General features: G+C 39.9%; 33 protein-coding genes. 13 read left to right on the forward strand and 20 right to left on the reverse strand.

Features of this window, described 5'->3' with window-relative positions; translation table 11 throughout:
- Window positions 1-89: 89 nt before the first annotated feature.
- The 3 genes from H6G68_RS12840 to petN form a co-directional block, all read right to left on the reverse strand.
- On the reverse strand, window positions 90-3,185 hold the full coding sequence (locus tag H6G68_RS12840; RefSeq protein WP_242045248.1) for a GAF domain-containing protein: 3,096 nt from the start codon (window positions 3,183-3,185) through the stop codon (window positions 90-92).
- A 299-nt stretch (window positions 3,186-3,484) separates the two neighbouring features.
- Window positions 3,485-3,646 (reverse strand): hypothetical protein, encoded by a 162-nt coding sequence (locus tag H6G68_RS12845; RefSeq protein WP_016951251.1) that lies wholly within the window; start codon window positions 3,644-3,646, stop codon window positions 3,485-3,487.
- A gap of 7 nt (window positions 3,647-3,653) precedes the next feature.
- Window positions 3,654-3,740 carry a cytochrome b6-f complex subunit PetN gene (gene petN / locus H6G68_RS12850; RefSeq protein ID WP_013189847.1) on the reverse strand — a complete coding sequence of 29 codons (87 nt, stop codon included), beginning with the start codon at window positions 3,738-3,740 and terminating at the stop codon, window positions 3,654-3,656.
- A 96-nt stretch (window positions 3,741-3,836) separates the two neighbouring features.
- Here petN and H6G68_RS12855 point away from each other — a divergent pair, with 96 nt between their 5' ends.
- Complete coding sequence (locus H6G68_RS12855) at window positions 3,837-4,052, forward strand: hypothetical protein (RefSeq protein ID WP_190907003.1); 216 nt, start codon at window positions 3,837-3,839, stop codon at window positions 4,050-4,052.
- Window positions 4,053-4,293: 241 nt separating this feature from the next.
- On the opposite strand, the gene H6G68_RS12860 is transcribed toward H6G68_RS12855, so the two are convergent.
- From H6G68_RS12860 to H6G68_RS12885, 6 genes are all read right to left on the reverse strand, one after another.
- Entirely contained in the window at window positions 4,294-4,539 is a 246-nt protein-coding gene (locus H6G68_RS12860) for a hypothetical protein (RefSeq protein WP_190907004.1), read from the reverse strand.
- Between the two features lie 326 nt (window positions 4,540-4,865).
- Window positions 4,866-5,312 (reverse strand): hypothetical protein, encoded by a 447-nt coding sequence (locus H6G68_RS12865; RefSeq protein ID WP_190907005.1) that lies wholly within the window; start codon window positions 5,310-5,312, stop codon window positions 4,866-4,868.
- 50 nt (window positions 5,313-5,362) lie between these two features.
- Entirely contained in the window at window positions 5,363-6,373 is a 1,011-nt protein-coding gene (locus H6G68_RS12870) for a hypothetical protein (RefSeq protein ID WP_190907006.1), read from the reverse strand.
- Entirely contained in the window at window positions 6,366-8,702 is a 2,337-nt protein-coding gene (locus H6G68_RS12875; protein WP_190907007.1) for a collagen-like triple helix repeat-containing protein, read from the reverse strand. Before H6G68_RS12875 ends, H6G68_RS12870 begins: the two co-directional genes overlap by 8 nt.
- Window positions 8,703-8,704: 2 nt before the next feature.
- Entirely contained in the window at window positions 8,705-9,226 is a 522-nt protein-coding gene (locus tag H6G68_RS12880; RefSeq protein WP_190907008.1) for a hypothetical protein, read from the reverse strand.
- Complete coding sequence (locus H6G68_RS12885; protein WP_190907009.1) at window positions 9,226-9,555, reverse strand: hypothetical protein; 330 nt, start codon at window positions 9,553-9,555, stop codon at window positions 9,226-9,228. Before H6G68_RS12885 ends, H6G68_RS12880 begins: the two co-directional genes overlap by 1 nt.
- 192 nt (window positions 9,556-9,747) lie before the next feature.
- Here H6G68_RS12885 and H6G68_RS12890 point away from each other — a divergent pair, with 192 nt between their 5' ends.
- A complete protein-coding gene (locus H6G68_RS12890) occupies window positions 9,748-10,311 on the forward strand; it encodes a tyrosine-type recombinase/integrase (protein WP_190907010.1) in 564 nt (187 codons plus the stop codon).
- Between the two features lie 83 nt (window positions 10,312-10,394).
- On the opposite strand, the gene H6G68_RS12895 is transcribed toward H6G68_RS12890, so the two are convergent.
- The 4 genes from H6G68_RS12895 to H6G68_RS12910 form a co-directional block, all read right to left on the reverse strand.
- Window positions 10,395-10,952, reverse strand: coding sequence for a hypothetical protein (locus tag H6G68_RS12895; protein ID WP_190907011.1), 558 nt, complete (start codon window positions 10,950-10,952; stop codon window positions 10,395-10,397).
- Between the two features lie 34 nt (window positions 10,953-10,986).
- Window positions 10,987-11,652 carry a hypothetical protein gene (locus H6G68_RS12900; RefSeq protein ID WP_190907012.1) on the reverse strand — a complete coding sequence of 222 codons (666 nt, stop codon included), beginning with the start codon at window positions 11,650-11,652 and terminating at the stop codon, window positions 10,987-10,989.
- Window positions 11,653-11,703: 51 nt separating this feature from the next.
- Window positions 11,704-12,003, reverse strand: a complete 300-nt coding sequence (locus H6G68_RS12905) for a hypothetical protein (RefSeq protein WP_190907043.1) — start codon at window positions 12,001-12,003, stop codon at window positions 11,704-11,706.
- Between the two features lie 117 nt (window positions 12,004-12,120).
- Window positions 12,121-12,450: a hypothetical protein gene (locus H6G68_RS12910; protein ID WP_190907013.1), complete on the reverse strand. Its 330-nt coding sequence runs from the start codon at window positions 12,448-12,450 to the stop codon at window positions 12,121-12,123.
- 246 nt (window positions 12,451-12,696) lie between these two features.
- Between H6G68_RS12910 and H6G68_RS12915 the strand changes: the two genes are divergently transcribed.
- From H6G68_RS12915 to H6G68_RS12950, 8 genes are all read left to right on the forward strand, one after another.
- Window positions 12,697-12,930 (forward strand): hypothetical protein, encoded by a 234-nt coding sequence (locus tag H6G68_RS12915; RefSeq protein WP_190907014.1) that lies wholly within the window; start codon window positions 12,697-12,699, stop codon window positions 12,928-12,930.
- A gap of 97 nt (window positions 12,931-13,027) precedes the next feature.
- Window positions 13,028-13,225 (forward strand): hypothetical protein, encoded by a 198-nt coding sequence (locus tag H6G68_RS12920; protein ID WP_190907015.1) that lies wholly within the window; start codon window positions 13,028-13,030, stop codon window positions 13,223-13,225.
- A 177-nt stretch (window positions 13,226-13,402) separates the two neighbouring features.
- Window positions 13,403-13,621, forward strand: a complete 219-nt coding sequence (locus H6G68_RS12925) for a hypothetical protein (RefSeq protein ID WP_190907016.1) — start codon at window positions 13,403-13,405, stop codon at window positions 13,619-13,621.
- Window positions 13,599-13,922, forward strand: coding sequence for a hypothetical protein (locus H6G68_RS12930; protein ID WP_190907017.1), 324 nt, complete (start codon window positions 13,599-13,601; stop codon window positions 13,920-13,922). The genes H6G68_RS12925 and H6G68_RS12930 overlap by 23 nt, the downstream gene beginning before the upstream one ends.
- Entirely contained in the window at window positions 13,919-14,188 is a 270-nt protein-coding gene (locus H6G68_RS12935; protein WP_190907018.1) for a hypothetical protein, read from the forward strand. Before H6G68_RS12930 ends, H6G68_RS12935 begins: the two co-directional genes overlap by 4 nt.
- A 282-nt stretch (window positions 14,189-14,470) precedes the next feature.
- Window positions 14,471-15,853 (forward strand): IS110 family transposase, encoded by a 1,383-nt coding sequence (locus tag H6G68_RS12940; protein WP_190907019.1) that lies wholly within the window; start codon window positions 14,471-14,473, stop codon window positions 15,851-15,853.
- 110 nt (window positions 15,854-15,963) lie between these two features.
- Window positions 15,964-16,410: a hypothetical protein gene (locus H6G68_RS12945; RefSeq protein ID WP_190907020.1), complete on the forward strand. Its 447-nt coding sequence runs from the start codon at window positions 15,964-15,966 to the stop codon at window positions 16,408-16,410.
- 67 nt (window positions 16,411-16,477) lie between these two features.
- On the forward strand, window positions 16,478-17,053 hold the full coding sequence (locus H6G68_RS12950) for a 3'-5' exonuclease (protein WP_190907021.1): 576 nt from the start codon (window positions 16,478-16,480) through the stop codon (window positions 17,051-17,053).
- A 95-nt stretch (window positions 17,054-17,148) separates the two neighbouring features.
- Here H6G68_RS12950 and recJ read toward each other — a convergent pair whose 3' ends face one another.
- From recJ to def, 5 genes are all read right to left on the reverse strand, one after another.
- Window positions 17,149-19,467: a single-stranded-DNA-specific exonuclease RecJ gene (gene recJ, locus H6G68_RS12955; RefSeq protein ID WP_190907022.1), complete on the reverse strand. Its 2,319-nt coding sequence runs from the start codon at window positions 19,465-19,467 to the stop codon at window positions 17,149-17,151.
- 45 nt (window positions 19,468-19,512) lie between these two features.
- Window positions 19,513-20,157, reverse strand: coding sequence for a GNAT family N-acetyltransferase (locus H6G68_RS12960; protein ID WP_190907023.1), 645 nt, complete (start codon window positions 20,155-20,157; stop codon window positions 19,513-19,515).
- A gap of 14 nt (window positions 20,158-20,171) precedes the next feature.
- The gene (locus H6G68_RS12965) at window positions 20,172-20,975 is read right to left on the reverse strand and encodes a PD-(D/E)XK nuclease family protein (protein WP_190907024.1); all 804 of its coding nucleotides are present in this window, start codon (window positions 20,973-20,975) and stop codon (window positions 20,172-20,174) included.
- A gap of 232 nt (window positions 20,976-21,207) precedes the next feature.
- Window positions 21,208-21,411 carry a hypothetical protein gene (locus H6G68_RS12970; protein ID WP_190711682.1) on the reverse strand — a complete coding sequence of 68 codons (204 nt, stop codon included), beginning with the start codon at window positions 21,409-21,411 and terminating at the stop codon, window positions 21,208-21,210.
- A gap of 12 nt (window positions 21,412-21,423) precedes the next feature.
- The gene (gene def / locus H6G68_RS12975) at window positions 21,424-21,987 is read right to left on the reverse strand and encodes a peptide deformylase (RefSeq protein ID WP_190907025.1); all 564 of its coding nucleotides are present in this window, start codon (window positions 21,985-21,987) and stop codon (window positions 21,424-21,426) included.
- A 149-nt stretch (window positions 21,988-22,136) separates the two neighbouring features.
- Here def and H6G68_RS12980 point away from each other — a divergent pair, with 149 nt between their 5' ends.
- Complete coding sequence (locus H6G68_RS12980; RefSeq protein WP_190907026.1) at window positions 22,137-23,036, forward strand: cell division protein FtsX; 900 nt, start codon at window positions 22,137-22,139, stop codon at window positions 23,034-23,036.
- A gap of 43 nt (window positions 23,037-23,079) precedes the next feature.
- Window positions 23,080-23,907: a DUF3598 family protein gene (locus tag H6G68_RS12985; protein ID WP_190907027.1), complete on the forward strand. Its 828-nt coding sequence runs from the start codon at window positions 23,080-23,082 to the stop codon at window positions 23,905-23,907.
- Window positions 23,908-24,210: 303 nt separating this feature from the next.
- Here the strand turns inward: H6G68_RS12985 and aat are convergent, their stop codons facing one another.
- Window positions 24,211-24,786 carry a leucyl/phenylalanyl-tRNA--protein transferase gene (gene aat, locus H6G68_RS12990; protein ID WP_190907028.1) on the reverse strand — a complete coding sequence of 192 codons (576 nt, stop codon included), beginning with the start codon at window positions 24,784-24,786 and terminating at the stop codon, window positions 24,211-24,213.
- Between the two features lie 114 nt (window positions 24,787-24,900).
- Here aat and H6G68_RS12995 point away from each other — a divergent pair, with 114 nt between their 5' ends.
- Window positions 24,901-25,230, forward strand: a complete 330-nt coding sequence (locus H6G68_RS12995; protein WP_190711687.1) for a hypothetical protein — start codon at window positions 24,901-24,903, stop codon at window positions 25,228-25,230.
- 79 nt (window positions 25,231-25,309) lie between these two features.
- Here the strand turns inward: H6G68_RS12995 and rpsN are convergent, their stop codons facing one another.
- On the reverse strand, window positions 25,310-25,612 hold the full coding sequence (gene rpsN / locus H6G68_RS13000; protein WP_071188558.1) for a 30S ribosomal protein S14: 303 nt from the start codon (window positions 25,610-25,612) through the stop codon (window positions 25,310-25,312).
- Between the last annotated feature and the right edge of the window lie 45 nt (window positions 25,613-25,657).

A 25,657-nucleotide genomic window follows, 5' to 3' on the forward strand; every position in this document is an offset into this window, starting at 1 on the left:
TAATTTTTTAGCTAGTTAACTACTTAGGAATAGCAGAATTTTTTTGATACTCGCTTAAATACCAGAAGATCCTGGGCTAGGATTCATACCTAGCGATTCATGGGAATTTCAATGCAAAACTCAGCACCATTACCAGGTTCAGAAGAACACTTAATTTGACCGCCGTGCTTTTCCACAATAATTTGATAACTGACAGATAATCCTAAACCAGTACCTTGTCCAGGTTCCTTAGTAGTAAAGAAAGGTTCAAAAATGCGCGATTCCATACCTTGAGGAATCCCACAACCATTATCAGCAATACGAATCACAACAGAATTTTTATTTGTCACTTCGGTAGAAATCCAAATTTTAGGATTGTCAGTTAATTTTCCCGCTGCTAATGATTGTTCTATTCCCCAAATCGCGTTATTAATAACATTCATAAACACTTGATTCATCTGGGCTGCATAGCAGAATACCGGAGGTAAATTATCATATTTCTTAACTATCTCAATAGCTGGAAAATTAGTCTGTGGTTGCAGCCGATTTTGTAAAATTAAAAGCGTGCTATCGATACCTTCATGCAAATTAATTGGTTTCTTTTCGGCTTCATCAAGGCGAGAAAAAGTCCGTAAAGAAAGCACTAATTGACGAATACGATCTGCTCCGCTCATCATGGAACTGAGAATTTTAGGCAAATCATCAGCGATAAAATCTAAATCTACATCTGCTACTTGGTTTTTAATTTCTTCTATGGGCTGGGGATAGTTTTTCTGATAAAGGCGCAGCAATGTTAATAAATCTTCGGTGTGGTTAGTAACGTAGGGTATATTACCGTAAATAAAACTAATTGGGTTATTAATTTCATGAGCGACTCCAGCAACTAACTGCCCTAAACCAGCCATTTTTTCACTCTGAATTAACTGGCTCTGAGTTTGCTGCAATTCCTTGAGAGTTTGGGTAATTTCTTCTTTTTGACGTTGTGTCCGTTCGAGTAATTCAGCTTGCTGGAGTCCTACCCCCAATTGAGAGCCAATTTGCACCAGCAAATCTACTTCATCTTCTTGCCAATCACGAGGTTCAGTATTTTGATAAGCTGCCAATAATCCCCAGATTTGCTCTCCCTGAAAAATTGGCACAATCATATATGCTCTGGCTTCTGTAGGTGTAATTAGGGCAAGATGTCGGTTAAAATCAATTATGTTAGAGGTATCTTTAACAACAATAATTTTGCCATTAGTGTATTCTCCTCCTTGGATTTTTTGGCGAAAATTATCGATAATTACAGGCACAAGTTCCCATATTGGTGTCCAACCATAAGCCAAGGATTCCGCTACAAATTCGCCACTTCCATCAGGCTGAAAGCGATAAATTGTCACTCGATCAACTTCTAATAGTCGTAGAACTTCTTGAGTACTAGTAGCAAAAATAGTATTCAGATCAAGAGATTGGCGAATTTTCTCCACAGTTGCGGCTAAAGCTTTTTCCCTTTCTGCCGCTTTCCGTTCTCGTTCGGCAGCTTTAGCCAATTTCTCGGCTTGAATTTGCACCTGTTGTAAAGACTCAGCTTGCTGTAATGCCACACCTAATTGCACACCCACTTGTGCCAGCAAGTTAATTTCTTCATCTTGCCAATAACGGGGTTGAGAGTTTTGATAAGCTACTAACAATCCCCACAGCTTTTCACCTTGGGAAATGGGGACAAAAACTTCATTTCGCGCATACTTCCCAGCTTGCGTTCCTTGTAAGAAAACACCTTCATTCACAGGTTGGGGCTTAATGATTGGTGTCCAGTCATCTAAAATGGAATCAGCTACAAATTCCCCACTCCAGTCAGGGTAGAAGCGATAAATTGCCACTCTTTCTACTTCTAATAGTCCTCTAACTTCTTGAGTAGTGGTTTTAAAGATGGTGTCAATATCCAGAGACTGACGAATTTTATCGACAGTATTCACTAATGCTCTTTGCCGTTCTGCTGCTTTGCTAATTTCTGCGGCTTGTTTTTGCATTTTTTGCAAATATTCTGCTTGCTGCAAAGCTACACCCAATTGTGAACTAACTTGGGTGAGTAAGTAGACTTCATCTTCTTGCCAATCGCGGGTTCCTGTGTTTTGGTAAACTGCCAACAAACCCCAAATTTTGTGATTATAAAGAATAGCAACGATTACATAAGCCCTGGCTTGATAACTTTCTAAAATTTTGATGTAACAATCGCTAAATCCGGCATTATAAATATCATTACAAACACGGTATACTTCACCTTTAGCAAAGCGACCACCTCCTGTATCTTGTAGGTAGGTATCGGTGAGAGGTTCCACTAATTCTTTTAATTTACATTCGCTGATGTTGTCACCTAACTCTGGTCGTTGTAACTGTTCTTGCATGAGCGTAACCCAACCTTGAGTTACAGATTCAAACACGAATTCACCACTCCAATCGGGATTGAAGCGATAAATAGCGGCGCGATCGCTATTCAGTAGTTGTCTGAGTTCTTCGGTGGTGGTGCGGAAAATGCTTTCTAAATCAAGGGACTGGCGAATTTTTTCGATAGTTCTAGCTATGGTTTTTTGCCATTCTGCTGCTTTTTCTCTAGCTTTGGCTTGTGCAAGTTGTGCAGATTGTAGTTTCATTTGTTCTATGTAATCTGCTTGCTGTAAAGCAACTCCCAAATGTTCGGCAATTAATTGCACAAATTCAATTTCTGATGCTTCCCATTGTCGGGGTCTACTACAATGATGAATACACAGCAATCCCCATAAATCCTTGCATTTGATTAAGGGGACAGCTATATTTGCACGGACTTGAAATTTTTCTAACATCTGAAGATGGCAATCAGTGGTATTATCTTCACAAATGTCAAATATTGCCCTGATTTTCTCTTCTTGAGAGATATCAGCAAAATTTACTGCAAAGCAGCAATCTCTCAGTTTGGTAGCTAATGCTGGAACCCATTGTGTTCCTACATCCTCGTAGATAAATTCCCCTTCCCATGCCGATTCAGGATGAAACCGAAACACCCCAACCCGATCTGTATTAAGCAACTGACGTACTTCGGTAACTGTAATTTTAAAGATAGTATCTATATCTAGAGATTCACGAATGTGGGCAATTACTCTAGACAAAGCTTTTTGTTTTTCTCCTTGATCCAGAGAAAATTTCATATCTAGCTGATATTCTGTTTGGGAAGTTGGTTGTATCAGTTCCATGATCAAAAAATTCTCCATTTCCCACATGATTCTTAATATAGTCCACTATCTTCTCTAAGGTAACAATAAATCTTGGTATCTGTTAAGTGTATAAAAGTAGTCGTGCAAAATAAATTACATATTTAGGGGAGGGAATAGGGAATAGGGAACAGTAAAGGAATACAGAGATTTTTATTTTTTAGCAAAATGTATAATTAACTTTGCTGAAGTACTTATATAGTATAGGGACACGATATGATCGCATCCCTACCGAAATATTTATGACAGCAGAAAACAGCACTCTATGGGCTGCAATAGAATCATCTTCGCTTGGCAGTGCTGCGTCGGAGTTCGCGTGTTTCGTCTTCTCGACGACGGCGATCGCGCCAATCAGCGAGTGTTAAATAAACGACACCGCCTGTAACTGATACTAGCAGCACTACGGCAACCAAAGCCAAAATACTCAGGAATGGATTTTCCACGATTCCTCTATAGTCCGTTGCGTCCCCAAACTACCATTGAAATCGACCAAGTGAACACAACTAACAGTGATACCCAACCCAGTGTCAAAATCATAGTTCCACTTTTCAAATAATTACAAAACGTCTCTAATACTTATCATACCGGGAATCCCCAGGACAATCGCAAACTATAAGAAAAATCGTAAAGCTCATGAACAAAGATGATTTGGAGAGCTTAAAGTATACCCACTTCAACCCAACCCCTGAGCAAAAATGGCACAATCTTCTCATACAGATTAGAGACAAGATAGCTTTTCTTGAGGCACAAAAAATAAGAATTGAGCAAGAACTGTGTGAATACCGGCAGAAGTTAGAAATAGAACTATCCGACAAGATTACCGAGGTCACAGACAAATTACAGTCATGATTGCAAAGAGCGTGCTAGTATCTAGTGCCAAAGATTGCAGGACAACGAGTACTACACGCCAGAATAGGCACATTCTCATCAATTCTCAATAAAAAAAGAGTCGCCGCGTCACAGCTTCCCGCGTCCAGGTGCAGATGCTTTCGTCCCTCGAAAGTATTGATAAATCAAGCTTCTTGAAAATCAACCGCACCAGCTTGATAACAATTCATCCAGACTCTATTAATATTAGTTAGCAATAGAGTCAATTATTGCCAGATGAGTTAGCAGTTTTTGCCCCTTCAAGCTTATCCAGGCGATAATTCTGGATTTGATTAGCGGACACAACCTCTTGTCTGATTAGCTTTAATTCAGATTCAATCTGGTTGAGCTTGCTGCCCGCAGCGAACCCACCTGATGACAGGTAAAGCCCAGCTTGGACAAGAATAGTCAGTACCGTGATCAACACTGTCACCCGTTCCGTCGTCAGGGGTGTTTTTTCATTAGTCATAAAATCCGCCTCACTGCAATTTGTGTTTTACCCATGAACTGATAGGGGTAAAACAACAATTGAAACCGTCCTTGCCCTGAGAGTAAATATTGAAAATTCTTCTCCAGCCTAACTACCTGGCTAGATGCGACAAGCTTGTTAGGGTAATCAATCAAAATCTCATCTAGCCGTCCGCAAGTTTGATAATTCTTGAATAGCTTAGATTTTGATGAAACAGTGATTATCAAGCTTGGGTCATCGTCAAACACATAAGGAATAAGTACAGATTCGACTTTCTTCAAGTCCCATCTGTACTCGCTCTGGAAAACTAATTGAGTTTCCACTAATTACTTGCCTTTTGAGTTTAGGGACTGAACAGGCCAGGTCTGTCCACCCTTGGTCACAAAATCAACTGGCTTGTTTTTGGCAAAGGTTGAGATAAATTTGCGAATCTGGGCGATAGTGGCTCCACTTGGAACAGGTATAGCTTTGTAAACTACCTTGCCTTTCCCCTTTGACACTGCATTTGTAGCACCAACGCCGCTTCCCACCGGAATTTTAATCGAACCAGAACCTTTTGCTCCTTTTACGGGTCTGGCTGTCCCACCCTTAGCGGGAGCTTTCCCTACCGCGTTTGGCGCTGGTTTTAATCCAAAAAAATCGGCTGTTGCCTTTCGCATATAGACATACTGTATGCCTCGTCCTTTTCCAGATTTGTTGCCCGGTTTCTCAACCGTAACACTACCAAAAACAACAGTAACCCGTGGTCCTATTTTTTGTGCTTGTTTCGCCATTACAAATCACCTCCAAGTTAGTTAATAAATTAGTTGATAAATCAATCAACTTAAAGGTAATCAATGGCTTTGATGGTTACGTCACCGTTGGATGCAGCGACAGTAGTAAAAGGTAGGTTCGCGGATACGACAACGGAACCCGCCTCCACGTCAATCTGAATCTGGACATTATTGGGCTGGTTCTCAACAGGCGTTACTGCTTTTTCAGCAGCGCTCAACAATGAGGCAGTTTCTAGAAAAGCTGCAACAATATTGGTGGATTCTAAACCTCCACCACCATTAGCGAAAGTCGAGTAAGTACTTCCCAAGTAATCGCTTCCAGCTATTTGGATAGTACCGTCCGCTTGGATGGTAGTAACAATTGGAATAGTGGCAGCAACTGCAATAGTACCAGTGTCAAAGCTGGCTGTGGTAGAGAGGTTTCGTCTGGGAGGAAGTCCAGGGTTAGCGCCGTTGCGAGTATTTTCGGCCGCATCCAATGCACGGCAAACCTCAAAAAAAGCTTGAGGAATCTGGGTAGATTTCAAGGTTCCAGAGGTTCCGGGGTCAAATGTACTCATCTTGTTAGGGTCGTAGTTAATGTAATTTCCGTAGCTGTATTCAGTTGTAGCCCGGTATTGCTGGTTTTGAACCCCTACCAGTGGAGTTCCCATCTTCGGGATTAACCCCGAAGATGTGTTCACCACAATTCCTAAAGTTCTATTTTGATTAACAGTCAAGATCAGCGGTGGTCGATTGTTGCTATTTTCGTTTTTCTGCACAGGGGCAATATCTGGCTCAACCTCTGCGACCTTCTCCCAATTTGCATCAACATCAATTTGTTGTCCGCTAGGAAGTTCCGTAAGTTCAACGCTTCTATTAGGGGATTGAATCCTGCTGATGTTGGGCAGGAATATATACCAATATTTACGCCATTTAACACCTATATAAATTCGTCTTTGACGCAATTTTTTGACAAGTGCAATGAGATATCCTGGAGAATAATTAAGTAAACGTGCATAAGCCTGCAAAGGAACAGCACGCCGATTATCTATCATATAAACTTCATAAAACTCAGTCATTTTTTCTCAATGATTTTGACCATGTAGGAACTAAATCTTGTTGACCCGTTGCGAAATAATGACAACGAACTGCTCTGACTTTGCATTTTTTGTAAACTCCCTCCCTCTTGCCTATCTTGGGGGGTTTAGTACCAATAGTAAATTTTTCAGGAACATGACTTAATAAATTATTTATTACTTGCAGGCAAGTGGCTTCGTTGCTTCCATTAACAATTATCTTGGAATTGTCGGCTAACTCTTTAATTCCTTCATAATCTCCTTTTTCGTAATCAGGAATAGATAATTTATAATTCTTGTCTTTGTTATAATGCGGGATGGTTGAAGTCCATCTAGATTTACCTAGCTTCCCGTCGGGCAGAACTTCTGCGAATTGAACAACTAATTGTGGCTTCTGAAAATTCCTGACTTGCCACCATTCCGGTACAACTGCATAGTTGTCATCGTTTCTCGCATTGCAAAAGTCTTTGTACAAGTCAAACTGCTGTTTGTAAAAGTTGTAAACCTTAGAGGATTCACTTTTAGTGTTTAGCTTGTTACAAATTACATCAATATTTATCTGTGATTCCTTAAACTCCCATTTACCGGTTGTCGTGCTAAGTTCACATGAACCGACAGGAACAGTTACAGTTGTGAAATAAGTATCGCAATCAGATTCCTGATTTTTTATTTCCTCAAGAGTTTGCTGTATTTGTGTTGTTTTATTATCAACACCATTAATTTGATTGGTTAAATTGCTGACGTTGTTATCTAAATTGGTAATATTCTGATTAGTCGTATTAACACTGTTATTTACATTGGTAACTTGATTAGTCAAGTTGTTGACACTATTGTCAACATTAGTTATATTCTGGTTGGTAGTATCAAAATTATTGTTTACATTGGTAACTTGATTGGTTAAGTTGTTGACACTATTATCTAAATTGGTAATATTCTGATTAGTCGTATTAACACTGTTATTTACATTGGTAACTTGATTGCTCAAATTATTGACACTGTTATCTACATTGTTGATATTCTCGTTGGCAGTATTAACGCTGTTATCAATATTGGTAATGCGATCATCTATATAATCAAAGTTGTTATTGATTTGATTAGTTATCTGATTGCCTAAGTTAGTGACATTGTTTTTAACATTGTTGACATTGTTATTGATGTTGCTAACCTGATTACCTAATTTAGTAACATTATTGTTAGTGGTATTAACCTGATTGCCTAAGTTGGTGACATTGTTGTTAACGTTATTGATTTGATTACCCAATTTGGTAACGTTGTTGTTTGCATTGTTTACAATATTGCCAGTATTCACTACCACTGGAGTAAGATTAGAAATCTTGTTTGGTACTGATGCTAATGGTGAGGCTTCGTACCACATATTTAAACCATTAGGAAAACACTTTCCGTTTTGTAATTCCTCACAAAGTTTTTCCTGCATTTTGCTAGGAATTACATCTGTAGCCAGTCGCTTGTTATCAGCAATTATTTCTACGGGTACTTTTTTTATAGCTTCTATATTCCGAAGATTTCCCGCGAGAATATTTGAATTTATTTGTCCGAGTTGTGCTTGAATACCTTGTAATTCTGCCATATTAAATTTCCCATCTAAGCCAGATTTACCCTGTAAACCTCGCTTTCCTTGAATACCTTGAATACCCTGTAAACCTCGCTTTCCTTGAATACCTTGAATACCCTGTAGACCTCGCTTTCCTTGAATACCTTGAATACCCTGTAAACCTCGCTTTCCTTGAATACCTTGAATACCCTGTAAACCTCGCTTTCCTTGAATACCTTGAATACCCTGTAAACCTCGCTTTCCTTGAATACCTGGCTCACCTTTTGCACCAGGAATTAGCGCACGAGAAAGAGCTTGTTCGGCTTTACTTAGTGCAGATTGAGCAAGGCTTTTAATTGGAGTAATCAGAGTCAGGATTTTAGATAAATCTCTGGCAATAGAATCCACTAAACTTTCGAGGGCATCAATACGCCCAACTAGCGCCACGGCAATTAATATCTGAGATATCAAAGATATTATCTGTAAAAGCACCCCAACTTTTCCCACTAGAGGCGAGAGGGCATTTGTTACGGGTAAGGTCTTTGTTGTCAATATTGACAAATCCTTTGCTACCGGAGCAATTGCCTTTGCAGCTATAAATCCGATAGTCGGAGTTATTAGTAAGTCTGCGCCATTTATGGCGGACTTAATTATGCTAGATTTTTCCTCGTTTTTAATGTATTTATTAAGGTCAGACTTGAGAGCGAATTTATTCTCAAGTCCCAAAACTAAAGCTTTTACTGCTGCAATTTCAGCAGAGATTTCGTCACAGCTACTCATGGTTATTTAAGGTTGAATAAAGCTTTCTTTAATCCTGATAGTGCATTAAAAATGCTTGCACAATCCAAGCAACAGTTCCCGCAATCCAAGGTGTTTGGAGGACAATTGCTCCAGCCGTAATCAACCGGACATTGTCCAGAATCCTCGAAAATCAACACCCCTGTCGCCGTTACTTTAACTTTTAAAAAGCATTCTTTCGGGACAGTATCGCAATGCGTTGGACAATTTATAGAAGCATCTTTGACCAACAAGAGCGGATTGATGATGTCGTAGTCCCTTACCTTAGTCTCGCAACATCTAATTGCGTATAAATTCTTCCCTCTGTCCGTTTGTGCGATCGTGTGCCAGTGAAAAATGCCGATTACATTGGCATTCAAAATTAATCTGTAGCCCTTACCGTCATACCCATCCGGCTTACCGGGGTATCGGTCTCCAGTCTCTACCGTCAATTCCGAAGAGGAGAAGGTGGGGAATTCCTTTGTTTTCGGACTCCCCGCAAATGAATAATTAAGTGTTGCTGGCATTAGTAATCGTCTGGGTCTAATGTTGCGCCGCTATCCAGTTTGGCTAAACTAATCGTCAACTGATCAACTCGATACGAATCGTTGTTTGTCCCCCTGTTAGTGAAACTAGGGAAGCCACTTTCTATGTATGTACTTTGGTCGATATTCGCGCCAAAAGCTGCTTGAGTCAAAAAGGCTTGGGCTGCCAAGATAATCCCCACTAATAAACTTTCTGCTGTATTACTTGAAGATGCCGTTAGTCCTGGAAGGTCAGCTTTTGCAATTGTGATAGTTGTAGCGGTTTGTGAAGCACCGCTTCCAAACACCTCGGCGATTGTTGGGACTGCCATTTTAATTATTAATAATGATTAAAGACATTTATAAACTAGAAGTTAAACTTTGAAAATATACATCTTTTAGGTAAAAGATGTGTAATATACGATTGACGTAAAAGCTTTCTGTGTCTACACTACAGCTATTGATATCTAATATCAAAAAGTCGAATATACAAGTTTTATTATTGTAGTAAGTGAAACTGGTAGATGAAGGTAAACAGATGTGGACAAGCTTCAATTTTCTCTCAAGCTGACTTTGACAAGTTAATAGAAAAAACAGTGGGCGAAAATCACAAGATGATTTTTCGCCTTGCTTACTTGACCGCTGCGCGAATGGGTGAAGTTTTGCAGCTGCAAACGTCTGATGTTTACAGCGACAGCAAGCCGATGGATTCAATTACATACCAGCGACGTACCACCAAAACCAGAGAAACGCGCCAAGTCCCCACAAGTCCAAAACTGAGGGAGTATTTGCGGTATTACTGGTTAAGTCAAAATCCTAGTGCTGGCTTTTTATTTCCAGGCGCAAGTGGCCATTTACAATTTCAATCGGCTGACGATGCACTCAGACGGGCAATTAAGCAGGCTGGTCTATCAGGACTTGGGTATAGTTCCCACAGCTTCCGTCGTACTGCCACCACCAATCTGTCGAACAATGGAACTGCTCTGTCTGTAATTCAGCAAATCACCGGACATGAAAGTTTGCAGAATTTACAGCGATATATCCAAACCTCACCGGAACAGGTAATGAAGGCCGTAGCGGGATTGTGATATATTTGTACTGCAACCCTAAACAAGTCAATTACAAGATGGTGTAACTAACTTTCCTTTGCGCGCAGGGGGAGTTATTTTTTTTAGAGAAGTCTGTAACCGTTAAGCCCAAAACCGCCTTTGATAAAGTTTTGAATTTCGTAAGGACTTTTGCCCAGTGCGATCGCTCTCTCAATCATCTCCTTCCTCCCAATTGCGATCGCATTCTCAATGTTTCCCCCTGGAATATGAATGTGGTGAATCCCCAACGAGTAAAAACAATATCGGAAATACCAATGCTTTTTACCATTGCGGCTTACATAATATTCTTCCAGCCACTGTTTAGGTTGTTCTGGAAGACTATGGAGAAGTTCTGGATAATCAGTTTTTTCTTGTTCTGGAAGACTTTCTTCCTCTTCCAGAACACTCATATCTGACTTAAAGTCTGGGTGCAATTTTTCCCAATCTTGCCAAGCTAATTCAAAATCTTGTAAGTTCTGGAAGTCATCAGGCTCCGGCGGTTCCTCAGTTGAATCATAAAAAAGTGTAGTTTGTCCGCTTTCTTCAACTCTTCCAGAGCTGTCTAAAACGATTTCATCCCAATAGGGGTCACGCACTGGGGTGACTGTGTTGTAGTCTGCCAGGTTAAACAAAGTATTCATAGTTGGTAAACACTTGGTGTCCAAAATCCAAAATTTAAGTTTTCTGAATTCCTAGAGCTATCAGTAAATCGGTAAAACTCCAGTTTTTGGGTTGGTCATACCAGCATCGGCGCAAGCACTGGAGCAACCAACCTTGAGGATTTTTGATTTTTTCATGTCCACCACGTTTGTGAAAAAGTGCGATCGCTAATTTCACTTCTTCATGGCAGTAATTTAAAATCTCTGGTGACCCAATTGGGTCAAATACAATACCGACGTTTTCGCATTCTGTCAGTACTTGTTCATGTTCGAGTATCTGTTCTTCGCTAATAGAATTATTGCTGCTGCTGCAAACCTCCTTTTCGGTAGATATATCGTTTGAGGGCTGTCTTTTGTCAATTTGATGACGGTTTTGTGAATTTTTTTTCGGCTTAAAGAAATCTAGGGGACGGGTGATAATTCGTACCTCATGCCATGACCACTGTTTTAGCACCTGGACTACTCGACAATCAATCAAGCGAGCAAGAGCAGTTTTGATTGTGTTGACGTGATAGCCTCTACCCCGATGCTTTTGCACCCAGGCATTGAACTCTTTCTTGAGTTCTGGCTCCAGTTCTTCTGATTCTTTGTGGTGATGTAGTAGCCACTGCCAGAGAAGTTTGGCAGCGGGCGGGATGTGATTCTCTAGACAGAAAGCGTCGTGTTTATTTGTCCAAGTCATGTTTTTGAATACAAGAATCTGTCGCCACCTATTGGTTAGGTGGCAGGAATGTTAATTGCGATCGCGCTCCAAATCCCAAATCGCTTTTTCCCAGCACCACTGATCCGATTGATTCGGGAACGAAGCTTTCACGTGCCTGACTAGTCTGTAAGCCAAATCCTCATCTCCCTGTACCATCCTCAACAGCTTGCCTCTGGTTAATGAACTAACCTTTTGCTTGCGTTTGGCACTATTTTTACTAGTCCGCCTGTAACGCCGCCGCGCTGATTTATCCGCGTCGATAACTAGCCACGCGAGATACAAAGACCCTGCCAACATCGCCAGTAACAGTATTAGAATTGGATGGCTCATGATGAGTTAATAAGGTGAGTGGTATTAATTCATCATGTAGCTTTTAAGTGTTTCCCTTCAGTGATGCCAGTCATAAGCATTAAAAAACCGTCCTGACCTGTGGAACAGGTGGACGGTTTATGGATTTTCGGTTTTCTGCAAACTATTGAGCAGCTCAACTAACTCAGACAAACGTTTATGCAACTTCTCGCTTCTATTGTCCAGTTCACGCAATTCAGCATGAGTGTCATTAATTAGCTGCTCAAGGGTTCCCCCAAGAGTGATGCCTCCAGTGTTACAGGAATCTGTTTGCGCCCAATCATCTCGACTAAATGTGAGCGACTCACTCCAAACTGATTGGCTATTGCATCCAGTCCGATCAAGGCATCTTCTGTCAGAACTAGCCCTACACTCTTCTTGATTTGTCCATTCTCGCGGTGTTTGGCTTTCGGCATTTTCCACAACCATTAGCAACTTCCTATATAGAATAGCAATTTTCTCTTTACAAATTACTATAGAGGATGCTATGTTATTTTTCAATATCCTATATAGGATTAACAACGCTCCCACCCCACACCGGGGATTCCCACATGGAGCAAGCACCCGTGCATTGTGATTGCGAGTATCCGCACGGAAACAACCTGGTAGACGTACAGCTAAATTGTCTGTCCCCACTAATTTGGGGACTTTCTCTCATCCATGTCTGCAATTCCAATGAATTGCACATATCAACACGACCACTTATTCCAAAATCAAAGGATAAAACCCATGACCTTAACAGTTCAAGAACTCATTGCAAAACTTGATCAATTTCAAGACGGCGCAACTGTTCAAGTAGAAGATGATGGCGTTAATTTGCACATCGACGAAGTTAAAAAAGACGAAAATCGTAACGCAATTCTAGTCATCAAGTCCAAGGACGACGAAGATGACGAAGATGACGAGTAAATAATTCTTGATGTGTTCCTGACCTGATGACTGATAGTAATGGGGAAAATTCCCCATTGCTAATTCCCTGTTACCCAATACCCAACGACCAATACCTGTGAACCAACACGAACTTCTTGTTTTAGATTCACTCGACGACCTTAACGACAAGATTCGGGACAAGTATCCGTCACTGGAGGAATGGCAGGTATACATGGTTGCCGTCGGACTGATCAACAGCATTGTCAGACTTATGGATGACCCTGACGTTGAAAAACAAATGACAGCAATTATCTTGCAACTCAACCAACAATAAAGTCATGACTACACAATCACAACTTAGACCCTGGGTTATTTCTAGACTCGAAGGTCACACGTTTGCATGGGTGGATGTGAAAACTTTTCGTCATCGTTCAGATGCTGAAAGTTACCTACGCATCCTCAAGCAACTCCGACCAGATTTTAATTACGAGATGAATTTTAAGGGGTGAAAATGCCACTAACAAAAGTTGTTTACAAACAGATTAAAAATCCGGGTAACTACCAATCTAAAACCGTTGAAGCTGAATTTATAGTCAATGCCGACGCTGGTGAAACCCCAGAGCAAGGAATGAAGGAATGTAAAGAACTTGTAATGAATGAACTTTATCCACCCGACCCTCATAAAGTAACCGAAGAAGACATCAATAATGACACAGACCTCTTCCTCTAATCAAAGCATCCAAAGATCACTTCTACCTTACGATGATGATTATGTATTGATTCGTAAGCGAACACTTGTAGTTAATACAGCTACAACTTCTCAAATGGCAGAATTTTTATCTCAAAAATGTGACGTATCGGCTGACGATATGGCTGCATTTTTCGGGATACCAATCATCGGATACGTTGATGGCTTGCCTGACGATAAAGTTTCCGCAATAGTAGGAGATTTAATTGCCGAATCATGGCGGAACCAGGATAACGAACAATCTCGAACAGTTGTAGTAATTGAGAATAAAGAAAACAAATGACTGAATCACAAGAAGATGAATTTCTACTAAGCAAGCGTGACTTTATGCTTAATTCTTTGACTCTTGGTGTAGCGGTTGAGCTTTTCTCCAAAGGTTCTGGACGCTCTCCTGATGAATGTTTAAATTTTCTTGTCCAGCAGGCAGAAATGCGAATGGCGCGACAAACTCCAGAGTCCATTGATGAGTTTATTCGCCAATACTACACCGGGCGGCAAAATAAAGCCAAAGCAGTTGTGATCAACTTCCCTAAATTTAAAACCGCCTGATGAGGCTGCTTGACCCAGCAGCCGAAACACACCCCTCGGTGTGTCGCGGATTGGGTCGCGCAACTCAATTCGCCTCCAGCAATGGAGCGGAAACAACAACAGTGGTACGAGTTTTTACCGGGAAGTGACCAATGGTTTAGCCTTTTCATGAACTCATCTGCTGTTAATGTTTCCACCTGTGTAAGTTTTAAAAGTGAATTGATGTGAATTTTGGGTGATTCGTGAACTATTATACACGGGAATTTGTGCGGAAGTAAACCCAATCTGTACCTTGAAAACTTAATGAAAATAATTGGTTTAGACGTTTGTAAAAACAGTGTTGTTGCTTGGGAATTAACATCAATTCCTAAAAACTTTAGAACACATTTTCGAGAAAATAGACGTTCTAAAGATGATGACCCTTTAACTTTTAAAGCTAATTTTGATGGGGTTGAAAAGTTATTGATGCTCAAACCTGATGCTGTTGTTATGGAACCTACAGGTGTGCATTATTCCTGGATTTGGGCGCACATTTGTCAAAGTGAAGGAATTAAGGTTCTTTGGGTTGGACACCAAGAGGCTGTGCATTACCGCAAACAACACAAGCTACCTGATAAAAATGACCAAGCTGATGCTTTGGCACTTGCAGCCTACGCTCTAGCTCACTGGGAAGATGATGATTTCTTCCTTCAATTTGAAGCCGGCAAAGTATCGCGGTTACGGACACTTTGGTTACAATTGCAATCACTTAACCGCATTCAGTCCCCTGTGATCAATCGTGCCAGACAACAATTAGCTCGTGAGTTTCCAGAAGCTGCTTTAAAGCAGTCACCGGCTAGAGGGGATGACTTGCCACCGCTTTGGGCATGGTTAGCAGGTCGTGAGCGTAAAGCTAGAAAAAATAGTTACTACGACAATCTTTACAAAAAGTCTATTGCTCCCAAGTATAGGGTAGAGATTTCTACTTTCACCCGCCGTCTGTCTAACTTGCTGTGTGATTTGGAGGAATGGGAGTCAGAAATTAAATCAGAAATTCTGGAAGTTCTGGAAGCTCCTGAGTTTATCCCCTACCGTAAGGTTATGACTATGTTCGGAATTGGGACTAGACCACAGGCGCTGCTGATTAGCCAAGTTTACCCGATTACAAAGTTTGAGTCATTGGGAAGGTTTAAACGTAGGCTGGGTATGGCTAAGGATGAATATTCCAGCGGCGACAGGGAAACTATGAATACCGGCGCGGGTTCTAAATTGTGTCGTACTCAGTTGTTTCTGTGGGTTTTGGATGCGATCGCACCAGTTCGCGCTCGTCCTCAAAATGAAATTGGTCAAAAGTTGGGTGAGTTTTACGACTCCCGCCGCGCACAATTCCAGGACAACCCAGAGTTATGGAAACAAAAAGTAGTAGCCAAGATGCAAGCTGAAGCGTTGAGGGAATTTAAGCGATCGCTTTCCCAAAATTTGTTACCAATGGTTAACAAGGAATTAGCGCCACAACTTGAGGCCACAATAAACCTAACCATGCAAACTATGCAAATGTCTTTGACTGCTTCAATGAACACGGAACAGGTTATGTCTAGCGTGAAAGAGAGGGAGGTTAAAAAAGGCTTTGGCAATCTCGTTATCAGTCAAACTGCGGCTTATGGCTGTAGATTGTTGTTTAAAGAGTTAAAGAAAGCAGTTCAGTAAATAAAAATACCACTGGTTACTTAACTAGTGGTTTAAAATTGTTGGGATTCTGACCTAAAGTGAAAAGGCAGTTGATTTGTTAACTATATTTAGAGGAACTTGCTAAGTTTATGAAACTGATGGCAGAACGCGTAGAATCGGTAAAAGCGGGCATTATAGGCGGTTTATCTGTGGGAGTAGCTTTTCTCATCACCAGTGTTATTAATAGTTTTGTGCTGGCTAAGTACTTTCCCATACTGATTCTGGATAAATCTCATCTAGTTAATTTACAATTTTTACTGAGTAGCGCCATAGCTGGCTTCTCTGGTTTGCTATTTGGTATTACATATCGGTATATTATCCGCACTGACATAAATCCTCACCTCAATACTGGTGGTGTCTTTGCTTTTGGCTTGGTGCGGGGATTAACTCAGATAGAAGTTGGCTGGAATTATACTGGCACGATTCTGCCTTTTTTGACATTATCGGGAGAAAGTATATTATCCTTTGCTGTTGCTGCTTTTGTTCTAGATACTGCTATCGTACTTGGATGGCTTAAACCTTTTCCTTCAAATTAAAGTCTTTGCCATAACCAGAAATTCACTAATTACTTTTGACTTTTGACTTTTGAATCTTGAATTATTTATGAATCACTATTTTCTCATCATTGATCTTGAAGCTACTTGTTGTAATGAACGTAGCATTCCCCGTCACGAAATGGAAATTATCGAAATTGGGGCGGTAATGTTGAATAGAAAAACCTGGGAAATTGATTCTGAGTTTCAACAATTTATTAAACCTGTAAGAAATCCGCAACTTACAGCTTTTTGTACAGAATTAACTAGTATTTCTCAGGAACAAGTTGACGCAGCACCCCATTTCCCAGAGGTGATGTCAAAATTAACAGAATGGATGAATTTATTTCCTCATTATATCTTCTGTTCTTGGGGTAATTACGACAAATCACAATTTTTACAAGATTGTAAATATCATCATGTTACCTATCCTTTTGGTTCTGAACACAGAAATATCAAAAATGAATTTTCAGAATATTTGGGTGTATCTCATAAGTTTGGTATGGCACAAGCCCTTAAACATTTAAAGATGGAATTACAAGGTACACATCACCGGGGTATTGATGATGCTCGAAATATTGCCGCTATTTACAGATATATGCAGACTACTAAAAGAAGTAATATCGTGTCCGGAAATGATCATTAGTGCTGATAGGGGGACGCGGAGAGTTGTTTTGAAAAGCAATTAGCCGGATTTAATATTACGAATTACGAATTACGAATTACGAATTACGAATTATTTTAAAAAGCGTTGCTTTGAATAATAGAGAGAGGAACTGTGGCGAAATATTCTCGCTGAAATTGTTCTTCTTTGACAGCGGATAAAAATTGCTTAACAGCATTATCAACAAGACTTTCGGAAGCGTTATTAGTATTCCAGGTAATTTGGAAATTACGATCTTGACGTTGAATTGTAAACCCTAAATATTTTAAAGCTTTAAATCCTAAATGTAATGTTTGGTCGCTGATACTCAGTTTTTCTAAAAGTTGTATGCGGGTAACTGGTTGATTTGTGCGGCTGAGATATTTAGCAATTCCTACCAGATTCAGCCAAACTTCCCTAGGTGCTGGGTTTTGGGGTTTCGACCAAGCGATCGCTAATTGTTGTTGATTATAAACCGACTTTCTCAACCATGCACGCAAATCATCCCAATTAGTGGGACAATCTTTAATAATCAGCGCTGAGTTTTTATTACTGAGTTCTGAATACTCTTGATTTCGCCAGTCTAAAATAATTGCTGAATTTTGAGTTTTCAGTTCCGAATCAACACAGGGACGCACAGCAATTAATCTAATTTCATAGCGTTTTTTATAGCTATTAAAATCTATTTCTGCTATACAATCACATTTACCTATAGGTAAATCGTCTTTATAATGTCCCCACCAAATACCAGGAAAAGTACTGTTACTCGAATCATCCCGAATATCAAACTCAGCTTTAATATATTGTATTTTATTACCTTTAAAATCTTCCTGATTTCGATGCCAAGAATTTTCAAACCAACAGTCTTTAATTAATAGTTTAGGAATTGGATTTCCCATTCCACATGGTTCTAAAACTTTGAGTTCTAAAAATAAATCTTTCCCCAAATCTGCAACAGTTACTACTAAGTCGGCTTGGACTGTGGGTGTGAGATTCATTCCTCCTAAAGATTGTCGTAATTTTTGATTAATTGCATCGGTAAATAAAGGAATATTTTCAACTAACAAACTCAAACCTGCTGCAAAAGGATGTCCACCAAAATGATGTAATAAATGTGCTTGTTCTTTAACTAATTGATATAAATCAACCGAATTAATCGAACGTGCCGAACCACGGGCTAAAAGTGCTGAGTTGTCAGAAGTGTCTGAGTCAGAAAGAGAGTTTTCTGTACTTAACAAAATCGTCGGGCGGCCTGTTTCCTGTGCTATTTGTCCAGCAACTAAACCCAATACACCTACAGCCCATTGCGGATCTTCTAAAACAATGACGTTGGTAGTTGATAAGTCTAATTGGGTCAGTTTTTTTGCTACTTGGGCTTGGACATCTTTTTGTAAAGACTTACGACGAGAATTGGCTAATTCTGTTTCTTCTGCTAATTGATGACAGCGTTTAATATCTCGACTAGTTAGTAATTCTACACAGAAACTAGCGTCACCATGAATGCGACTAACAGCGTTGATTCTTGGCCCCAAACCGAAGGAGATATCTGTGGGGCGATCACCATTTTTCTGGCATAATTCTAATAATTTTCCTACTCCTGGTCGTCGTTTTTCTGTAACTGTTTTTTTATGATCTGTGTGTAATTGTTGAATTCCCAATTGTGCTAAATAACGACAGTCACCAGTTAATTGTACCAAATCTGCAATTAAACCTATGGCTACTAAATCTAATAAATCACTTAATGGATGTTGGGGTACATCTGGCAAAGTTTCATATAATGCTTCCACCAGTTTGTAAGCTACCGCAACTCCAGAAAGATGAAATAAAGGATGTTCTTTGGGTAAATAACGAGGGTTGATAATGGCATTAACTGGAGGACGTTCGGGGGGTAAAGTATGATGGTCTGTAACGATGACATCTATATTTAATTGCTGTGCATAAATAATTTCTGCAATATTTGTGCTACCTGTGTCACAAGTGACAATTAATTTACAACCTTGTTGAGCTAAATTATCAATTCCTGATTGATTTAGTCCGTGGGATTCTTTTAAACGGTTGGGAATGTAATAAGTTAATTGTCTATCTTGTTCAAAAAACTGTCCTAAACCATCCCACAATACAGCAGTTGAGGTAATACCGTCAGCGTCAAAATCTCCCCAAATTGCCACTTTTTCAGCAGATTGAGCGGCTTTTTTTAAACGGTTTACCGCTAAATACATTTCTTGTCCAAATTCAAAGGGACTAGCTGGTTGATAAGTTTGATAGTTTACAAATGCGGCTAGTTGTAATTCAGTTTGTATACCCCGTTGCCAAAGTAATTGGGCGGCGAAAATTCCACTAGATAGGGATGTATGATGTTTAACTGTCTGAATAAACCATTCCGGGGGTTGTTCAGTTGTTGTCAGAATCCACTGCATTTTATCAATTCAAAATGAAAAAATTCAAAATTAAAAACTCAAAGTTTATAAATCATTATCGTTAATGACATCATTTGTAGATTCACTGACTAAGGGATTAAGAACTACTTCACCGGCAACTCCTTCTGATTTACGAGGACGAATAGCAGGGCGTGTACGTCTATAACCGGCTCTTTCTGCTTTTTGATGTTCGTAATCAATGAGTTTGCCATAATATGGGTGTTTACTTAAATTCATTGATAGGAAAATATGCTGGCGGATATTACCAAAACCCTTGCGGTTAAAAAATTTCACGGCTGGGGTATTAGTAGGATCTGTATCTACCAACATAAACCGCGCTCCATCTTCAATCATTCTGGCAACGACTTTATCAACTAATATATCTGCTACACCTCGACGTTGAAATTTGGGATTTACACCTAACCACAAAATGTAACCATAATTCCACGATGCTTTAGTAATAATAGTTCCCAAAATAAATCCCGAAAGTTCACCTTCTGTTTCCGCAACCAGGCAATATTCTGGATCTGTGTTGTAAAGTCCAATTACTTCCCATTCATCCCAGGTGCGGTATAAGTAAGGATATAACTCGCTCGTAAATAGTTCTTCACCCAAGTGGTAAACAGGAGCGATATCATCAATTCCTAATTCCCGGACATAAATAGCATCTGTTTCATCAGAAGTTTTCATAATTGCTATAAATATCAAATTGATATTTCTTGGATGTTCTCAAACTTTGGTAAAGAATTTATAATTATCTCTGTTTGATTATCTTTTTGACGTTCACATCTAACAGCATACTGACAAAATTCACAAGCTTTTTTAAATTCGGCTATTTGGGGAAATGGCTGGTTTTGTTGATATTTTTGTAACCAATCATTTAAATGAGTTAATAGTTGATTTAAATCCTGTTCTGTTTGTTGATGTTGTTGATGATTATAGTCGAATTTAATATTTTGTGGTTTTCCTTGAGCTTGGACAAACCAGTAAGTCATAGATATATTTTCAGGTAAATATTCGCTTGTTTCTGCTAGAACATACAGATAAAGACGTGTTTGCCAATTTTTAGCTAAAGAGGTTTTATTTGGTGGTTGGCGATAGGTTTTCCAGTCGAGAATTTGTGCTTGCTGATGATCGGCAATTAATAAATCATAAATTACTGTAAGTAAGAAATCTTGAATTTGTAAAGTACGATAGTGTTCACTTTCTCGAAAAGTTTGGTTATTTGTGTCAGGTGTGAGAATTTCAGGTGCAACTTTAGCAAAAGCAGTCATCCAATTTTGCAGTTGAGCATCTGTTTGCAGAAAACTATTAATTGGTAAACCCATTTCTTGCTGCTGCATGAGCAGGTGAAAGCGACTACCTAAAGTTTGATATTCTTCATGTTGGGGATCTGCGGGCGTGGTGAGTTGTTCTAAATAGGTATGCTGAAATTTGCGGGGACAAGCTGCAAGTAAGTTGAGATGTCCTTGGGAAAGTCGCAATAGTTGAGTAGAAGTTGATAGCATTCTTCTATAGGATTCCTATTTGATTTTTGTGAAAGTGGCCTGCGCTTTGTGCTTACAAAGTCTGTACACTTCTCCCTTCTTCCCTGTTCCCTGTTCCCTGTTCCCTACCGCTACGAGTAATTTAAGTAATCAAACCGGATTGCTAAATTTGAAATATTGGGAAAAATAAAAGGTAAAAGAATGAATTTTGCATTTTTTTTCATCCCTCTACCTTTCTTTGTATCCTTGATGCTTATTTCATGTTAGCCCGTGCATCTCTCACTGCGGCCAAGAAAAATAATACGGTGATGGGAATACTCAAAGCCAGGATAATTGCGGTGGTTTGGACACCTAAATCTGGTTGTCCATAACTGAGTTCAAATACAGAACCTACCGCTGCGATCGCACTTACACAAGCACCGCCTAAAAACAAACCGCTTTTTGGAGTTAAATACACGAATCTGTCACCCTATGCTACTGGTTTCACTGCTTGATACGAGAAGCCATTTTTAGATAGCTCCTGGGCTAAAGTCAAGGAATTTTCTACTCTGTCTACAAAAACCACACCGTTGAGGTGATCCATTTCGTGTAGAATACAGCGTCCCAGTAAGTCATCAGCTTTTAATGTCTTGGGACGGCCATATTCGTCTTTGTAGGCAATTTCTACCACTTGGGGGCGTTTGACATCTAGATAAACTTTGGGAATGCTCAGACAACCTTCTTGAGCAACGCAGAGTTCACTGCTAACCTGTTTAATGACGGGGTTAATTAATACAAGTGGAGGATGCTCCGGTTTGTCTGGTTCACAATCGATGACAATGAGTTGTTTATTAATTCCAACTTGGGGCGCAGCTAAACCAATGCCATCCTCACTGTACATAGTTTGCAGCATTTCGCGCACCAGTTGACGGAGTTCGTCATCTATTTTGGTGACACGCTTTGCGGGTTGACGCAAAACGCGATCGCCTAAATAGTGAAGTCGCAAAGGTGGATTTTTTAACTTTTTCTTCTCTACAGCAATGTCAGAGGGCATGATTGTTGATGGCTTGATGATTAATGTCTTACTAATTCAATTCTATCGTCAGTTGGGAGGTGACAGAGAACAGACTATAGGAAACAGTTGACAGAAGGCCGTAATAATTTTAGTTTGTACCAATTACCAATCAGCAATGATTATTTCTAATGTTTAAGTTTTTCACAAAACTAGACTACCTGCTCAAAGAAACTTTCCTGGGATTGCTGCGGGGAGGATGGATGAATTGGGCGGCTGTTAGTACGGTGACAGTGTTATTATTTCTGTTTGGCTTAAGTCTGCAAACTTCTTGGCAAGTAGAAAAACTCCTCAACCAGTTTGGTAGTCAGTTGGAATTATCGGTTTATCTGGAATCGGGTATTCAAGCTGTGAACATTGAACCTCTGGTGGCGAAAATACCGGCAGTGGTTGGGGTACAAGTGATTACCAAAGAACAAGCTTGGAGTAAGTTAGTTAAAGAATTGGGTATTGCTGATATTGACGGTGCTACTCAGCAGCTGGGGGATAATCCGCTAGTTGACGAAATGAAGGTAAAAGCTTTAAATCCGCAAGTTGTACCTTCTTTAGCGACAGAGTTAGCGAAGTTGCAGGGAGTTGATGTGGTGCAGTACGTAGATGAAGCGGTGAAACGCATTGCTCAGTTGCACCAAGGGCTAAACTGGATTACTTTAACAATTACGATCATTCTGACTTTAACAGCGATCGCTGTGACAACCACCACCATTCGTCTAATTGTCATGGCACGACGACGGGAAATTGAAATCATGCAACTGGTGGGAGCCACTTCTGCTTGGATTTACCTACCATTTATTTTACAAGGAATTTCTTTTGGTTTGCTGGGTGGTGCGATCGCTTGGAGTTTCATTTCTCTAACTCAACAATTTCTCAACCGCTTATTAGCCAATCAACCTGAGTTGATCAAATTTATTAGCAACGGTGTACAACTCACAACAGCGCAAACTTTACTCTTACCTCTCATCCTTTTAGGCTTTGGTGCCATCGTCGGATTAATGGGTAGCTTATTTGCTGTCCACCGTTTTGCTAAATAATAAACAATTAAAAAACAAAAAATAAACCATAAAAAATTAAAACATGACTAAACAATGGGAATGCTTATTGCAAAATTTAGGTGAATGGCAAGGTTCATTTACTCGTTATTCACCTCAAGGTACACTTTTAGAAGATATCAAAAGTGTAGTTTCTATAGAAGGCTTGAATAATAATCAAACAGTCCGTCAAACTATTCGCCAAGGAGACACTGAACAAGTTTTAGAATATAGTTCTCTAGCTAGAAGTGTACTGTTTTTTGAAAATGGGGCATTTTCTCAAGGTTCCATGCAGCTAGGTCCATTTTCTGAATTTGGTGCAGAACTAGGTTTAATTCATGAAAATCGTCGCTTACGTCTAGTGGAATTGTTTGATAAAAATGGAAAAATAGAAAGTCTCACATTGATTCGTGAGCATTTAGCTGGTACGGAAGCAGTAGAAAATTCACCTTTGCAAGTAGATGACTTATTGGGAGAATGGCTGGGTGAAGCTGTTACCATCTACCCAGATTGGCGTTCTCCCACTACCTTCTCTACAACCTTAAAACTAGAAATTGATACTACTGGTCAATTAATTCAAAATACACATTTCGGCGATCGCACGATTACTTCTACTGCTACTATCAAAGATTCAATTATCCTCTTTGATCAAAATCCCCAAAAGCAGGTGCAAATATTACTTTTACCTAATGGTGCTTCCGCAACTTTCCCTTTACAAGCACAGTTACGTCAACCTTTATTTTTAGAGATGGGTTGGTTAATTACACCAACCTTACGCCAACGTTTAATCCGCAACTATGACGATAAAGGTGCATGGATTAGCCTCACACTGGTAACAGAAAATCGCGTTACTTCTGACTCAGAATTTAACTAATTCAGGGGGTTTAAGTTTCCCGCTTCTATCAGTTTTTCTGCGTAAATCATATTTTGAAGTTTCAATGGTTAAATTGGTTATGTAGGAATCATAAATGATATCTGAAAATTTTAAGTCTCGTAGGGTGGGCATTGCCCACCTTAGCAAGGGTTTGGTTGGCATTGTCACTACATATATTTCAAAAATCAAATATTATTAAAATCTCTCCGCGTCCCCGCGTCCCCGCGTCCCCGCGTCCCCGCGTCTTCGTGTCCCCGCGTCTCCGCTTCGTCCCTAATGATCAGCATTTAACCAGATACGATATTACTCTAGGGAACAGGGACGTTGTAAAGCCTGCTGGAGTAATATCTCATATTCTTTATTACTGACTATATAAGCACCAAATCTGGACAAATGGGGATTCATCATTTGTGCATCGAACAACATAAATTTTCTTTGGCGCAATCTTTCTACCAACTTAACCATCGCTACCTTAGAACCCTCAGGAATGTGGTAAAACATCGATTCACCAATAAAAAGGCCACCAATCACAATCCCTAAAATTCCTCCTGCTAGTTTATCACCTTGCCAAGTTTCAAAACTATAAGCATAACCAGTCTGGTAAAGTAGCCAATAAATCTTTTGTAATTCTGGGGAAATCCAAGTGGTTTCGCGGTTAGCACATCCAGCTACCACACCCAGAAAGTCACGGTTAACTGCCACTGTGAACCTCTCTTGGTTGAGAACCCGCTGCAATGACTTGGGGTAGCGGAAGTTCTCATTTAAGGGAATTAACGTTCGTTCTTTACTTCCATACCATCCTAAGTTATCACTCTCATCAGCCATGAGAAAATAACCTTGAGCATAACCTCGAATAATAGCAGCGACATCATATTCCATAGTTCAAAAAATCATCACAAAAAGGCTCAGAAAACCGCAAATTGCTGTAATCAGACCTGTTTGCGTTTTTCTGAGATTACCCTAGATAACAAAATCTATATAATATATACAAAGATGACTGAGCCAATTCCAGCAATTACCCTGCCACCATCTAAAAATCCCCAGCTAGAAGGGGAATGGTTACAACAACGACTACTAGGGTGGTTAGATGCAGAATTTCTTCCAGAAGTAGTTAATCAAAATATTGCCCAGCGTGCAGCACAAATTTTTGTGCGACAAAGGATGGAAGGAGAAAACGACTTGGGATCTCTGGTAATTGCTATTGTCACAGAGATGCAGTTATTTGATTTTTCTAAAAGCTTCTATGGAGAGTTTGCGATCGCCAACGCCGTTAGCGATCTACTCTTAGAAAGTCTGGGAATTGATCGTTGTTGTGGTCAATAATTGATTTGGTCATTGGTCATTGGTCGTTGGTCATTGGTTGACAGTAAATGACTAAGGACTAATGACTACTGACCACTGACTACCAGCTAGACTTAACAACACCAGGTAAAAGACCTTCGTGCGCCCATTCGCGCAGTACGTTCCGAGATAGTCCAAAATCCCGGTATACTCCTCTAGGACGACCTGTTACCCAGCAACGATTACGACGACGGTTAGGCGCACTGTTACGGGGTAGTTGTTGAATTTTGCGGTGGATTTCCAGCTTATCTAGGGGAGATTCAGCACTTTTGAACTCGTCTAGTAGTGCTTCCCGCTTGTCAGCATACTGTTCCACCAACTTAGCGCGTTTTTTCTCGCGCTCAATCATGCTCTTCTTTGCCATGAATTCCCTAATCTAATTAAAGACACAATTTCTTATCATACAATG

Origin of the sequence: Anabaena catenula FACHB-362 (genome assembly GCF_014698735.1) — a bacterium.
In the GTDB taxonomy this organism is placed as follows: Bacteria; Cyanobacteriota; Cyanobacteriia; order Cyanobacteriales; family Nostocaceae; genus Anabaena; species Anabaena variabilis_A.

Excerpts from the sequence above, each read along its gene's own strand:
- H6G68_RS12940 (WP_190907019.1), top strand. The coding sequence starts at position 14,471 with ATGAAAATAATTGGTTTAGACGTTTGTAAAAACAGTGTTGTTGCTTGG.
- H6G68_RS12885 (WP_190907009.1), bottom strand. The coding sequence starts at position 9,555 with ATGGCAGTCCCAACAATCGCCGAGGTGTTTGGAAGCGGTGCTTCACAA.
- H6G68_RS12985 (WP_190907027.1), top strand. The coding sequence starts at position 23,080 with ATGACTAAACAATGGGAATGCTTATTGCAAAATTTAGGTGAATGGCAA.
- H6G68_RS12945 (WP_190907020.1), top strand. The coding sequence starts at position 15,964 with ATGAAACTGATGGCAGAACGCGTAGAATCGGTAAAAGCGGGCATTATA.
- H6G68_RS12905 (WP_190907043.1), bottom strand. The coding sequence starts at position 12,003 with ATGAGCCATCCAATTCTAATACTGTTACTGGCGATGTTGGCAGGGTCT.
- H6G68_RS12935 (WP_190907018.1), top strand. The coding sequence starts at position 13,919 with ATGACTGAATCACAAGAAGATGAATTTCTACTAAGCAAGCGTGACTTT.
- petN (WP_013189847.1), bottom strand. The coding sequence starts at position 3,740 with ATGATTTTGACACTGGGTTGGGTATCACTGTTAGTTGTGTTCACTTGG.
- H6G68_RS12950 (WP_190907021.1), top strand. The coding sequence starts at position 16,478 with ATGAATCACTATTTTCTCATCATTGATCTTGAAGCTACTTGTTGTAAT.
- H6G68_RS12930 (WP_190907017.1), top strand. The coding sequence starts at position 13,599 with ATGACACAGACCTCTTCCTCTAATCAAAGCATCCAAAGATCACTTCTA.
- H6G68_RS12910 (WP_190907013.1), bottom strand. The coding sequence starts at position 12,450 with ATGGTTGTGGAAAATGCCGAAAGCCAAACACCGCGAGAATGGACAAAT.
- H6G68_RS12960 (WP_190907023.1), bottom strand. The coding sequence starts at position 20,157 with ATGAAAACTTCTGATGAAACAGATGCTATTTATGTCCGGGAATTAGGA.
- H6G68_RS12880 (WP_190907008.1), bottom strand. The coding sequence starts at position 9,226 with ATGCCAGCAACACTTAATTATTCATTTGCGGGGAGTCCGAAAACAAAG.
- H6G68_RS12890 (WP_190907010.1), top strand. The coding sequence starts at position 9,748 with ATGAAGGTAAACAGATGTGGACAAGCTTCAATTTTCTCTCAAGCTGAC.
- recJ (WP_190907022.1), bottom strand. The coding sequence starts at position 19,467 with ATGCAGTGGATTCTGACAACAACTGAACAACCCCCGGAATGGTTTATT.
- H6G68_RS12980 (WP_190907026.1), top strand. The coding sequence starts at position 22,137 with ATGTTTAAGTTTTTCACAAAACTAGACTACCTGCTCAAAGAAACTTTC.
- H6G68_RS12900 (WP_190907012.1), bottom strand. The coding sequence starts at position 11,652 with ATGACTTGGACAAATAAACACGACGCTTTCTGTCTAGAGAATCACATC.
- def (WP_190907025.1), bottom strand. The coding sequence starts at position 21,987 with ATGCCCTCTGACATTGCTGTAGAGAAGAAAAAGTTAAAAAATCCACCT.
- H6G68_RS12840 (WP_242045248.1), bottom strand. The coding sequence starts at position 3,185 with ATGGAACTGATACAACCAACTTCCCAAACAGAATATCAGCTAGATATG.
- H6G68_RS12995 (WP_190711687.1), top strand. The coding sequence starts at position 24,901 with ATGACTGAGCCAATTCCAGCAATTACCCTGCCACCATCTAAAAATCCC.
- H6G68_RS12875 (WP_190907007.1), bottom strand. The coding sequence starts at position 8,702 with ATGAGTAGCTGTGACGAAATCTCTGCTGAAATTGCAGCAGTAAAAGCT.
- aat (WP_190907028.1), bottom strand. The coding sequence starts at position 24,786 with ATGGAATATGATGTCGCTGCTATTATTCGAGGTTATGCTCAAGGTTAT.
- rpsN (WP_071188558.1), bottom strand. The coding sequence starts at position 25,612 with ATGGCAAAGAAGAGCATGATTGAGCGCGAGAAAAAACGCGCTAAGTTG.
- H6G68_RS12865 (WP_190907005.1), bottom strand. The coding sequence starts at position 5,312 with ATGGCGAAACAAGCACAAAAAATAGGACCACGGGTTACTGTTGTTTTT.
- H6G68_RS12895 (WP_190907011.1), bottom strand. The coding sequence starts at position 10,952 with ATGAATACTTTGTTTAACCTGGCAGACTACAACACAGTCACCCCAGTG.
- H6G68_RS12870 (WP_190907006.1), bottom strand. The coding sequence starts at position 6,373 with ATGACTGAGTTTTATGAAGTTTATATGATAGATAATCGGCGTGCTGTT.
- H6G68_RS12965 (WP_190907024.1), bottom strand. The coding sequence starts at position 20,975 with ATGCTATCAACTTCTACTCAACTATTGCGACTTTCCCAAGGACATCTC.
- H6G68_RS12860 (WP_190907004.1), bottom strand. The coding sequence starts at position 4,539 with ATGACTAATGAAAAAACACCCCTGACGACGGAACGGGTGACAGTGTTG.
- H6G68_RS12925 (WP_190907016.1), top strand. The coding sequence starts at position 13,403 with ATGCCACTAACAAAAGTTGTTTACAAACAGATTAAAAATCCGGGTAAC.
- H6G68_RS12855 (WP_190907003.1), top strand. The coding sequence starts at position 3,837 with ATGAACAAAGATGATTTGGAGAGCTTAAAGTATACCCACTTCAACCCA.
- H6G68_RS12915 (WP_190907014.1), top strand. The coding sequence starts at position 12,697 with ATGAATTGCACATATCAACACGACCACTTATTCCAAAATCAAAGGATA.